Source organism: Dickeya sp. CFBP 2040 (genome assembly GCF_012273755.1).
Taxonomy (GTDB): Bacteria; Pseudomonadota; Gammaproteobacteria; order Enterobacterales; family Enterobacteriaceae; genus Dickeya; species Dickeya poaceiphila.
This window is the reverse complement of record NZ_JAAVXH010000016.1, coordinates 1-12,207: the sequence shown is the minus strand read 5'-3', so window position 1 is coordinate 12,207 and position 12,207 is coordinate 1. Positions and strand designations below refer to the sequence as shown.

Below are 12,207 nucleotides of genomic sequence, written 5' to 3'. Positions count from 1 at the left end.
ATTCATCCGCGGCTCGCTGCCATACATTTTTCAATGTTTCTGCGTCATTGACACCATCACAACTAGGTGGAAAGGGTTTTCCCGTTCGCCCCCAGGCTTCAATGTTGTCGTAGTGACACCACTCGATTTGACCAGCCCGGTATCCATCCAGATAAGCATGACGATCAACATCCAGGTTGCCGAACCATTCTGAAAGTGTTTCGTTATCTTTGACGATAAGGCCACTGGTAGCGTCTTTATATCCTGCCTCATACCAGAAATTCTGCTCATTTTTAGTTGCTGTCGTTAACGAAACAGGTTGGCATCCGGTAAGAAGCAACAATCCCATTAGTACAATACCGTTTCTCATGATTAAACCTGACCACACCTTCTGGATGAAGAAATACCACTCATATTACGCAATTCTTTGCTTTTTCTTTAATGATTTCATATAGCCAACTGCGACTACTCGAAATTTTCAGTCTGGTTTGTGAGGATCATTATTTCTGGCATGTGGTAATGGTTTGTATATTTTTATTTACACTTTGTTGTTCGGTACATACCCAGCGGTTTCAATGGGTTAATCAATGACGGGTTCACGATAAACCAGTTGCATGTGTTTACTGGTGATGACAAATATCACTGATAACAACATCTGGTATGCAACGTATTCCCAATTTACAGCCCTTCGTCTCTTTTCGGGGAGTGAGTGGCTACTGTTTCTTACTGTAACATCCAGCGCACGTGGGGCTGTTGGGTGTGGCGTATCTGCGTTGTGGTTTAGTGTTTTTTTGTGGTAGTAATTTTAACTTTACACGTATGGCTTGAAAAATTTACGGTCAATGTGTTAAGGTGAGACTAGTTACTGGTAATGACGACCGCTCCCTTATATACCAAAGGAACAAACAGGATCACCATCATGCAAAAAGACACGCTCAATAACATTAATATCAGTGCTGAACAGGTTCTTATCACTCCAGACGACCTGAAAGCCAAATTTCCGCTCAATGAGCCGGAACAGCGGGCGATTGCCCTATCGCGTAAAACTATTGCTGACATTATTCATGGCAACGACAAGCGTCTTCTGGTGGTGTGTGGCCCCTGTTCTATTCATGATACGGATGCTGCACTGGACTATGCGCGTCGTCTGCAATCCTTGTCAGCCGAATTGAGCGATCGGTTGTACATTGTCATGCGTGTCTACTTTGAGAAACCTCGTACCACTGTTGGTTGGAAGGGGCTGATCAATGATCCCTATATGGATGGTTCCTTTGATATGGAAGCGGGGCTGCACATCGCCCGTGACTTGTTGCTGAAGCTGGTGAATATGGGCCTACCGCTGGCGACCGAGGCGTTAGATCCCAATAGCCCGCAATACCTGGGAGATTTGTTCAGTTGGTCTGCTATCGGTGCCAGAACCACCGAATCCCAGACTCACCGTGAAATGGCCTCTGGGTTGTCTATGCCGGTGGGATTTAAGAACGGTACTGACGGTAGCCTGGGAACCGCTATCAATGCCATGAAAGCCGCATCAACGCCTCATCGTTTTGTTGGTATCAACCAGAGCGGTCAGGTTTGTTTATTGCAAACTCAGGGAAACCCAGATGGTCACGTAATCCTGCGTGGGGGAAAAACGCCGAACTACAGCGCGCAAGACGTAGCCGAATGTGAAAAACAGATGCGCGATGCAGGACTGAATCCAGCGCTGATGATAGATTGTAGCCACGGCAATTCCAACAAAGACTACCGTCGGCAGCCGCTGGTGGTGGAGTCCGTGATTGAGCAGATCAAGTCTGGTAACCGTTCTATTATTGGGCTGATGCTGGAGAGCCATATCCACGAAGGTAATCAGTCTTCCGAACAACCTCGCGCAGATATGCGTTACGGGGTGTCGGTGACGGATGCTTGTATCAGTTGGGAAAGTACAGAGACATTGTTGCGTTCGGTTCATCATGAACTGGGCGCACGAAGCGCCAATCAGTGAGGAGAAAAACAGATGGTCGCTGAACTGACCGCATTGCGTGATCAGATAGATGAGGTAGATAAAGCATTATTGGCACTGTTGTCACGTCGGCTACGCCTGGTGGCGGAAGTTGGTGAGGTGAAGAGTCGCTATGGTTTGCCAATTTATGCACCTGATCGAGAAGCAGCAATGCTGAGTTCACGACGCAAAGAGGCCGAAACATTAGGCGTTCCCCCGGATTTGATCGAGGATGTTCTGCGTCGGGTGATGCGGGAGTCTTACACCAGTGAGAATGACAAAGGGTTTAAAACGCTTTCGCCATCATTGCGTCCGATTGTGATCGTTGGGGGGCGTGGACAGATGGGGCGTCTGTTTGACAGGATGTTGACGCTGTCCGGCTATCAGGTCCGTATTCTGGAGCAAGATGACTGGCCACAAGCGGAAACTCTGCTGGCTGATGCTGGCATGGTGATTGTGAGTGTCCCGATCCATATAACTGAACAGGTCATTGCGCGTCTGCCTCGATTGCCTGATGATTGTATTCTGGTTGATCTGGCGTCTGTCAAGAATGGCCCGTTACAGGCGATGCTGGCGGCGCATCATGGTCCGGTGTTGGGTCTGCACCCGATGTTTGGCCCGGATATCGGCAGTCTGGCGAAACAAGTCGTTGTATATTGCGATGGACGTCAGCCGGAAGCTTATCAGTGGCTGCTGGAGCAGATTCAGGTGTGGGGAGCCAGGCTGCATCGATCCAGCGCCGTAGAACATGACCAGAATATGGCATTTATTCAGGCATTGCGCCATTTTGCAACCTTTGCTTATGGCCTGCATCTGGCGGAAGAGAATGTGCAGTTGGAACAGTTACTGGCACTTTCTTCGCCGATATACCGTCTTGAACTGGCGATGGTGGGGCGCTTATTTGCGCAAGACCCCCAGCTTTATGCTGATATCATCATGTCTTCTGGCAACAATCTTGCGTTGATCAAGCGTTACTACCAGCGTTTTGGCGAAGCAATTTCATTGCTGGAGGCGGGAGATAAAGCTGCCTTCGTCAGCAGCTTCAAGAAAGTCGAACACTGGTTTGGCGATTATTCCCGGCGATTTATGGCGGAAAGCCGTACTTTGCTGCGTCAGGCAAACGATATCCGACAGTAACGCCGGTCTGTTTACAAGCCACCATCCTGATGATGGTGGTTTTTTTTAATTATAAATAATGGGTTATGTGGCTTGGAGCTACCTGGCATGACACCGTTATGACGGCTCGACTGGCACCACATTTTCGCTGGGGTAACAACCCAATACTTTGAGTGACCGGGTAATCGCGGCCAGCCCGTGCAGTGCCTTGCGGGTATTGTCATTGCGCAGATTGGCCTGCACATCGATATAAAACATCTCTTCCCATGGATTGCCGTTTATCGGCCTTGATTCGAGTTTCGTCATCACGATGCCGTGTTCGCGTAGGACCAACAGCGCTTCCACCAGCGCACCAGATTGTTGCCCGGTTGCCATGATCAAGGTGGTTTTAGCTGGAACTTGCTCTGTTACTTCTATTGGTTTACGCGCCAGGACGATAAATCGTGTGATGTTTTGCGTTTGATTAGCCAGGTTATGTTCCAACACCTGCAACTGGTAAAGCATTCCGCCTGCTTCGCTGCCCAGTGCTGCCGCATGAGGTGAGTTGAGTTCAGCTACTTTTGCCATGGCGGCAGCAGTACTTTCACAATACTCGATTTTCCAGTGCGGGAATCGGTTGATAAAATTACTACATTGCTGAAAGGGCTGGGGGTGGCTGTAAACAGTCTGGATCTGGTCCAGTTGTGTATCCATGGCCACCAGTACGCAATGATCAATAGGTGTAGTCAACTCACCGACGATAGATAATCCAGTATACTGCAACAAGTCGTAAACATCGTTGATTGAACCTGAACTGGTATTCTCTATCGGCAGCACTGCGTAATCCGCCTGACCGGTTTCCACCAGACTGACAATATCCTGAAAGCGTTGGCAGCCACATTCAACAATATGATCAAAATGGCGAGCGGCGTATTGGCGTGCGGCTAAGTGTGAGTAAGAGCCTTTCGGGCCGAGAAAAGCGACGCGGGCGGAGTGAAGTCCGCCAGAGTTAAGATGTTGCTGCAGTAACGCCTGCTGGGTTAGAACGGAGTCTTCGATAATCAACTGGAACAGTCGAGTAATATAATGGCCGTCGAGTTGCCGTTTTTTACCTTCTTCAGCCAACCGGGACAGTAAATCCCGCTCACGTTCTTTATCGCGAATAGGACGATGAGAGTGCTGTTTGGCTCGCGCCACATCCAGCGCCAGTTCCCGCCGTTGCGCCAACAATTCGAGCAGTTGTATATCCAGCGCGGTAATACGTTCGCGCAGCGCCAGTAGTGGATTATCGGTCATGGTATGTACCTGTTTGCTGTCCAATAAAAAAGCCCCCTTGGTTAGGGGGCTTTTTTTGTTCGTCTTCGTATTCTTACTCACACGACAAAACGGCCCCCGCGGTGGGGAGAGTAAAGAAAAATACGAAGAAGAACAGTTGCGACATCATATCACCAAATCCTTATTGTTAATGCTTTTAAGGTAACGGTTGCCTTTTCATCCTGTCAACACAAAATCGCCGGCAGTGGTGAGTGATGTGGTCGTTATCTGCCTGACAGCGTACAGAATGGCCGACATAAAAAGTACGCCCAGCGGCGTTGCTGTCTCTCTGAATTTATATTTCTGGTGTTTAATGAGAATTTTTATTATTTTTATTCGCCTTTATTGGTGTGTGGCGTTAGGCAGTTTAATATAGAGAGGGCAAGATGTTGTTCAGTATTTTCAGGGCTATAGTGTTACTCGGTTTATCTGTCATTAGCAGTGCGTCAATTGCCGCACACGTCACGATTAATGATGCTGCCGGTCGTAATGTTACTGTCGATGTACCGGTTAAGCGCGCCATACTGGGTTTTTATTTTGAAGACTACATGGCGGTTGGTGGCGACAAAGCTTTTGATCATGTCGTCGGCATTTCACGTGAAGCCTGGCGTGGCAAAGTGCCTGCCAACTGGGACATGTATGTAAAGCATCGCCCTTCTCTGGCGACGCTGCCTGATATTGGCGAAGTTGACCTGCATAACGTTTCGATTGAGAAATTAATTAGCCTGAATCCTGACGTGGTAATCCTGGCTAGCTGGCAATACCAGGCGCTGAAAGCTGAAGTTTCAACGCTTGAACAACTACACATTCCCGTCGTTGTGGTGGATTACAACGCCCAGACGGTAGCTCTGCATGTGAAATCGACGCAAATCTTTGGCCAATTGACCGGAAATAATGAGCGTGCCAACGAGATAGCTCATTTTTATCAAAGTAGTATCGAAGCTGTACAAGCGCGTATTGCTGCAGCCCATAAACCGAAACCCAAAGTGTACTTTGAATTCGGTAACCGTGGCCCGTCTGAATACTCCTTTACTTATGGCCAGAACATGTGGGGATCGATGCTGGATTTGGCCGGTGGAGACAATATTGCTGCACCCTACATTAAATTGTGGGGAATACTCAACCCAGAGCAAGTACTGAACAGCAAGCCGGATGCGGTTTTCTTCTCTGGTCGAGAAGATAATAAAGTGGCTGATGCCTTGCCAATGGGTGTTGGTGTGAGCAAGGTAGATTCTGAAGCGAAACTGCGTGGGTTCACTCAACGTGCTGGTTGGGCAGATTTTCCGGCAGTGAAAAATAACCGGGTGTTCGCTGTGTATCAGGGCGCTTCGCGCACATTGTCTGATTTTGCCATGGTGCAGTTTATTGCTAAATCGCTCTACCCTGAGTTGTTCCAGAATGTTGATCCGGTAAAAAATTACCTCGATTATTACCGTAAATATCTGCCGGTGGTTCCGCAGGGCACCTTCGCCATTTCACTGGAAAAACCTTAACCATGGTCTAAGGAGCCGTCAAGACATCTTGAAGGGTGGATAAAATGTAGGGGCTGGCTGAAGAGTTTGTGCCAGAACTTGAGAATCAGGCATAGAAGCGCGAACTTACTTTTAGTGGAACACTAAGTAGCTCGCCACCTTCCATGCCTGTTTTTATTTATGACAAGCCCTTCAGGTTCCACGGCTTGTTCCAGGCAACGTACAGAATTTTTCACCAACAATAAAAGAAATGGTGATTTCGTTATCGTGCCCTTGTTATTCCTCTGAAGCCTGCAAGTTTACATCTTTGATACCAGTGTCGGCACGGCGGGCTTCACCCTTGTGCTGGACTTTATTCAACTGCCGTTCTAGTTTTGCGATCAGTTCATTGACGGCAGCATACATATCTTCGTGTTTGGCGCTGGCCACCAGTGGGCCGTTAGGCGTGCTAATGGTGGCGTCTGCCACAAAACCTTGCGGTTCTTTGGACAGGATAATATGCGGATTAATTAACTGAACCTGCCATTTATCCAGTTTGGTGAGACGGTCTTCGACATGCTGACGTATTGCGGGGGTAATATCCATTTGCTTGCTGGTAATGTTGATAGTCATAAAAACTTACCTCTCTGCCTTTTCCGTCTTGGGTGATTTCAGCATACCCTTGACTAATGCAAAGTGGGTGATTTTGATCACTGTTTTGGGTCACTTTTTCGTCACATGAATTGATTTGTGAGCCGCTTTGGGAAACTGACGCGGCAAGCTTGTAGCCTCATCAGGGCTTGTGCCATTATCTATTGGATGTATTGGCGGGATTATTCGTTTAAAGCTAGGGTGACCGGCTATACAACGAAAAAGCGGCAACCGAAGTTGCCGTGGTAAGTTCGTGGTAAAAGCGTTAAGGTATTTCCTCATGCAGCGGGATTGGCGGCGATGATTTTGGCAACCTTGTCAGCCTGTCCATTCAGTCGCAATTCCCGGTAGGCGTTTTCCATCAACGGCAGTGCAGTTCGTGTTGCCTGCGTGTCTGGATAGTCCTTCAACATTTGCTCTACACGGTTAACCACCGCAACATAAGCACCGCGTTTCGTGTAATACTGTGCGACAGAGAGTTCATATTTAGCCAGACGTTCTTTCAGGAATGCCAGGCGTTTGCTGGTGTCCGTGGCATACTGGCTATTCGGGTAGCCTTGAAGCAACTGGTTAAATGCCTTGAACGCTGAACGAGCATACTGAGGATCACGGTCTGAACGATCAACGCCGAAGAAGCCTTGTAAGGCGCTGTCATCCTGCGCCATGTTGGTCAGCCCACGCATATAGAGGACATAATCCACGTTTGGATGCGTCGGGTTCAGGCGGATGAAGCGATCAATCGAGGCCTGAGCCAACGGCAACTCGGCGGATTTGTAATAGGCGTAAATCAGGTCCAGTTGAACTTGTTGGGAATACGGGCCGAATGGATAACGGTTATCCAGTGCTTCCAACTGCTTGATGGCTGCTTTAAAGTTGCCGTCCTGCAGTTTCTCCTGGGCGGTAGCATACAGTTCTGAAGGTGGACGGTCAGGTACCGCATCTTTGGAATTGGAGCAACCAGCCAGCGTCAGGCTCAACGTGGCAGCAGCCACCAGGTATTTCATACGCGTCATGACGATTTGATTATCCTCAGAGTGTTTTTCCGGGAGACTGTCCGTTAAGCTCCCCGATTAAGACCAAATACAATGGTACATTATTTTAAACGGCATCGCCGTTAAAACCCAACGTTAATAAGAAGCAGCATACTATGTCCCAACAAGTACAACTCACCGCGACGGTGGCCGAATCTCAACTTGGACAACGTTTAGATCAGGCTTTGGCCGAATTGTTCCCAGATTATTCGCGTTCTCGTATAAAAACGTGGATTTTGGAACAACGGGTACAGATTAACGGCAATATGGTCGACAGACCAAAAGAGAAAGTGCTTGGTGGAGAGTCCGTTGCCATTGATGCTCTTATCGAGGAAGAGGTTCGCTGGGAAGCACAGCCGATTGCACTGGATATTGTTTATGAAGATGGCGATATCCTGGTGATTAACAAACCGCGCGATCTGGTAGTGCACCCTGGTGCCGGTAACCCTGATGGTACGGTGCTGAACGCACTGTTGCACTATTATCCGGCTATTGTCGATGTACCGCGAGCTGGCATTGTCCACCGCCTGGATAAGGATACCACCGGGTTGATGGTGGTGGCTAAAACCGTACCGGCCCAGACCAGACTGGTCGAGTCGTTGCAGGCGCGTGAAATTACTCGTGAATATGAAGCGGTAGCTATCGGCACCATGACTGCGGGCGGCACAGTAGATGAACCCATTGCGCGTCACGCTACCAAACGCACGCACATGGCGGTCCATCCGATGGGTAAACCAGCCGTGACACACTATCGCATCATGGAGCATTTTCGTGCGCATACCCGCCTGCGTTTGCGCTTGGAAACAGGCAGAACCCATCAAATTCGCGTCCACATGGCGCACATCAACCATCCACTGGTGGGGGACCCGCTGTATGGTGGTCGTCCGCGTTTGCCCAAAGGCGCTTCTGAGGTATTTATCGAGACGCTGCGCAATTTTGATCGTCAGGCGTTACACGCCACTATGCTGCGGCTTTATCATCCTATCAGCGGCATTGAGATGGAGTGGCACGCACCTTTGCCGCAGGATATGGTAGAACTGATAGCCGCGCTAAAAGCGGATACCGACGAGTTCAAAGACCAACTTGACTGGTGATGACATGTCGTTTGACAGCATGATGTTAATCCCCGACTGGCCTGCTCCCGCGGCGGTCCGGGCCTGCACCACCACTCGTCTTGGCGGTGTTAGTGGTGTGCCATATGACTCGTTCAATTTGGGTAATCATGTGGGGGATTCTCCGCTGCATGTGCAGGACAACCGGCAACGTCTGGTCACTATGGCCAGATTGCCGGTTATGCCGCATTGGCTCGAGCAGGTACATGGCACACAGGTGATTAACCTTGATGAAGCTGCGCCTGATTCGTTGGTGGGTGATGCGGCTTATACCACCCGTCAGGATAGGGTATGCGCGGTGATGACTGCGGATTGTCTGCCGGTTCTGTTCTGTTCCACTGATGGTGGTGAGGTAGCGGCGGCGCACGCTGGCTGGCGTGGTTTACAAGCGGGTGTATTGGAGCAGACACTACGCCATTTCCATGCCCGTCCGACTGAAATTATGGCGTGGATGGGACCAGCTATCGGTCCGCGACAGTTTGAAGTTGGGGCAGAGGTTCGCGAGGCTTTTTTGCGAGTTGACCCCGTTGCCGATTGCGCTTTTGTTCCCCGTAATGGTAAATTCCTCGCCGATATTTATCAGCTGGCCCGTTTGCGTTTACAGGCCGCTGGCGTCAGCCAGGTGTTCGGCGGTGAGTACTGTACGGTCAGCGATGCGAGCCGCTTTTTCTCCTATCGGCGTGATGGTGTGACCGGACGTATGGCAACTTTGATTTGGCTGATATAACCTATTGAATTAAGACGATCCGGAGGATTAACGTTTTTCCTTCTATTATTACTGGCAAAATAATCTTGAATTTTTGAGGGATGACCTCATTTAATCTCCAGTAGCAATTTTGACCAGTATGTATGGGAGGAGTTATGCGTCTGGATCGTCTTACCAACAAATTCCAGCTTGCCCTCGCTGATGCCCAATCCCTCGCCCTTGGGCGGGATCATCAATTCATTGAACCGCTGCATTTGATGAGTGCCCTTTTGAATCAGGAAGGGGGTACAGTCAGTCCATTACTGACGGCTGCCGGGGCGAATGTCAGCCGTCTGAAAAATGAAATTGAACAGGCAATCAGTCGATTACCACAGGTGGAGGGTACCGGTGGTGATGTTCAACCGTCCAGTGAGCTGGTTCGAACGCTTAATATCTGCGACAAGTTGGCGCAGAAAAAAGGCGACACATTCATTTCTTCAGAATTATTTGTACTTGCGGCATTTGAGTCGCGCGGTGCGGTGGGGGATCTGCTAAAGACTGCAGGAGCTACACAGCAAAACGTGGCTCAGGCCATTGAGCACGTTCGCGGCGGACAGCAAGTTAACGAGCAGAGCGCTGAAGATCAGCGTCAGGCACTGAAGAAATTCACGATTGATCTCACCGAGCGGGCTGAACAAGGCAAGCTAGACCCGGTCATTGGTCGTGATGAAGAAATTCGCCGAACTATCCAGGTGTTGCAACGCAGAACCAAGAATAACCCGGTTTTGATTGGTGAGCCTGGGGTTGGGAAAACCGCGATTGTTGAAGGATTAGCACAGCGTATCGTCAATGGCGAAGTTCCTGAAGGGCTGAAGAATAAACGCGTGTTGGCGCTTGATATGGGGGCGCTGGTAGCGGGAGCTAAATACCGTGGTGAGTTTGAAGAACGTCTGAAAGGCGTCTTGAACGATCTGTCCAAACAGGAAGGCAGTGTCATTCTCTTTATCGATGAATTGCATACCATGGTGGGAGCCGGCAAGGCTGACGGTGCGATGGATGCAGGCAACATGCTTAAGCCTGCGCTGGCGCGCGGCGAGTTGCACTGCGTAGGAGCGACAACGCTGGATGAATACCGCCAGTTTATTGAAAAAGATGCTGCGCTTGAGCGCCGTTTTCAGAAAGTGTTTGTCGCTGAACCGACGGTTGAAGATACCATCGCTATTCTGCGCGGTTTGAAAGAGCGATATGAATTACATCACCATGTGCAAATCACTGATCCGGCGATTGTTGCGGCCGCTATGTTGTCACATCGATATATCTCTGATCGGAAATTACCAGATAAAGCGATCGATCTGATTGATGAAGCCGCATCCAGCATCCGTATGCAGATAGACTCCAAGCCAGAACCGTTAGACCGCCTTGAGCGCCGAATTATCCAGTTAAAACTGGAACAACAGGCGTTGAAGAAAGAGTCTGATGAAGCCAGTTTGAAACGTCTGGAGATTCTGAATGCTGAGTTGGAGCAGAAAGAGCGCGAATACTCAAAACTGGAAGAAGAGTGGAAAGCTGAAAAAGCGTCGTTGACCGGTACGCAAAACATTAAAGCAGCGCTGGAACAGGCAAAAATCTCCCTGGAGCAGGCAAGACGTCAGGGAGATTTAGGTCGAATGTCGGAATTACAATACGGCAAAATTCCTGAACTGGAGAAACAGCTTGCTGCTGCTACACAGGTTGAAGGTAAAACTATGCATCTGCTGCGTAATCGGGTAACGGATGCTGAGATTGCCGAGGTTCTTGCTCGCTGGACTGGTATTCCTGTTTCACGGATGCTGGAAAGTGAGCGGGAAAAATTACTGCGTATGGAGCAGGAACTGCATCAGCGGGTGATTGGGCAGAATGAAGCGGTTGAAGCTGTCGCTAATTCTATTCGACGCAGTCGTGCCGGGCTATCGGATCCCAATCGTCCAATCGGCTCGTTTTTGTTCCTGGGGCCGACGGGGGTGGGGAAAACCGAGTTATGCAAGACGCTGGCATCGTTCTTGTTCGATAGCGATGACGCAATGGTGCGTATTGATATGTCCGAGTTTATGGAAAAACATTCGGTTTCTCGGCTGGTCGGGGCGCCTCCAGGATATGTCGGTTATGAAGAGGGGGGATATCTGACCGAAGCGGTACGTCGTCGCCCTTATTCTGTCATCTTGCTGGATGAAGTGGAAAAAGCGCATCCCGATGTGTTCAATATTCTGTTGCAGGTGCTGGATGATGGCCGCCTGACTGACGGGCAAGGCCGCACGGTGGATTTTCGCAATACAGTGGTTATCATGACATCAAACTTGGGATCGGACCTCATTCAGGAACGATTTGGCGAAATGAATTACAGCCAGATGCGTGACATGGTGTTAGGTGTTGTTAGCCATCATTTCCGCCCGGAGTTCATTAATCGTATTGATGAAGTTGTCGTATTCCATCCGTTAGGCCAAAGCCACATTACATCAATTGCGCAAATTCAACTGCAGCGCCTTTACAAGCGAATGGAAGAACGGGGTTATACAGTGTCTATCTCTGATGCAGCGCTGGAGTTGCTCGGCAAATCAGGTTTTGACCCCGTATATGGTGCCCGTCCACTGAAACGAGCTATCCAGCAGATGATCGAAAACCCGCTGTCTCAGCAGATATTGTCTGGTGACCTGGTGCCTGGAAAATCAGTTACTTTAGATGTAGATGTAAAAAACGAAACCATCGTTGCTTGCCAGTAACGAGTGTTTTTTAATGTCGAACCCCGGCTGATGCTGGGGTTTGTTTTTTTTATCGCCATTATGAGCAAGGGGTAACCATAAAATGGTGTTTTGGTTTAAAAAATGAGCCCTTGCGTTTTTTTTTGAAAATTACACTTGTCAGGCCGGAATAA

General features: G+C 49.3%; 10 protein-coding genes and 1 other annotated feature. Of the genes, 6 read left to right on the top strand and 4 right to left on the bottom strand.

What is annotated here, in order from left to right; genetic code table 11:
• The coding region (locus tag Dpoa2040_RS02165; RefSeq protein WP_168640121.1) for a DUF2799 domain-containing protein at window positions 1-349 on the bottom strand (349 nt) is incomplete at its 3' end.
• Between the two features lie 549 nt (window positions 350-898).
• Between Dpoa2040_RS02165 and Dpoa2040_RS02160 the strand changes: the two genes are divergently transcribed.
• Window positions 899-1,963, top strand: coding sequence for a 3-deoxy-7-phosphoheptulonate synthase (locus tag Dpoa2040_RS02160; RefSeq protein ID WP_042872277.1), 1,065 nt, complete (start codon window positions 899-901; stop codon window positions 1,961-1,963).
• A 12-nt stretch (window positions 1,964-1,975) separates the two neighbouring features.
• Window positions 1,976-3,097, top strand: coding sequence for a bifunctional chorismate mutase/prephenate dehydrogenase (gene tyrA / locus Dpoa2040_RS02155; RefSeq protein WP_042872275.1), 1,122 nt, complete (start codon window positions 1,976-1,978; stop codon window positions 3,095-3,097).
• A gap of 96 nt (window positions 3,098-3,193) precedes the next feature.
• Here the strand turns inward: tyrA and pheA are convergent, their stop codons facing one another.
• Complete coding sequence (gene pheA / locus Dpoa2040_RS02150) at window positions 3,194-4,351, bottom strand: bifunctional chorismate mutase/prephenate dehydratase (RefSeq protein ID WP_042872273.1); 1,158 nt, start codon at window positions 4,349-4,351, stop codon at window positions 3,194-3,196.
• 22 nt (window positions 4,352-4,373) lie between these two features.
• Window positions 4,374-4,500, bottom strand: a sequence feature (Phe leader region).
• Window positions 4,501-4,755: 255 nt separating this feature from the next.
• On the opposite strand from pheA, the gene Dpoa2040_RS02145 reads away from it, so the two are divergent.
• Window positions 4,756-5,862 carry an ABC transporter substrate-binding protein gene (locus Dpoa2040_RS02145; RefSeq protein WP_042872271.1) on the top strand — a complete coding sequence of 369 codons (1,107 nt, stop codon included), beginning with the start codon at window positions 4,756-4,758 and terminating at the stop codon, window positions 5,860-5,862.
• 255 nt (window positions 5,863-6,117) lie between these two features.
• Here the strand turns inward: Dpoa2040_RS02145 and raiA are convergent, their stop codons facing one another.
• Both raiA and bamD read right to left on the bottom strand, forming a co-directional pair.
• Entirely contained in the window at window positions 6,118-6,453 is a 336-nt protein-coding gene (gene raiA / locus Dpoa2040_RS02140; RefSeq protein ID WP_042872270.1) for a ribosome-associated translation inhibitor RaiA, read from the bottom strand.
• Window positions 6,454-6,749: 296 nt separating this feature from the next.
• On the bottom strand, window positions 6,750-7,484 hold the full coding sequence (gene bamD / locus Dpoa2040_RS02135) for an outer membrane protein assembly factor BamD (RefSeq protein ID WP_168640120.1): 735 nt from the start codon (window positions 7,482-7,484) through the stop codon (window positions 6,750-6,752).
• A gap of 134 nt (window positions 7,485-7,618) precedes the next feature.
• Here bamD and rluD point away from each other — a divergent pair, with 134 nt between their 5' ends.
• From rluD to clpB, 3 genes are all read left to right on the top strand, one after another.
• On the top strand, window positions 7,619-8,596 hold the full coding sequence (gene rluD / locus Dpoa2040_RS02130; RefSeq protein ID WP_168640119.1) for a 23S rRNA pseudouridine(1911/1915/1917) synthase RluD: 978 nt from the start codon (window positions 7,619-7,621) through the stop codon (window positions 8,594-8,596).
• 19 nt (window positions 8,597-8,615) lie between these two features.
• Window positions 8,616-9,341 (top strand): purine nucleoside phosphorylase YfiH, encoded by a 726-nt coding sequence (gene yfiH, locus Dpoa2040_RS02125; RefSeq protein WP_168640122.1) that lies wholly within the window; start codon window positions 8,616-8,618, stop codon window positions 9,339-9,341.
• A 134-nt stretch (window positions 9,342-9,475) separates the two neighbouring features.
• On the top strand, window positions 9,476-12,055 hold the full coding sequence (gene clpB, locus Dpoa2040_RS02120; protein ID WP_168640118.1) for an ATP-dependent chaperone ClpB: 2,580 nt from the start codon (window positions 9,476-9,478) through the stop codon (window positions 12,053-12,055).
• Window positions 12,056-12,207 lie beyond the last annotated feature (152 nt).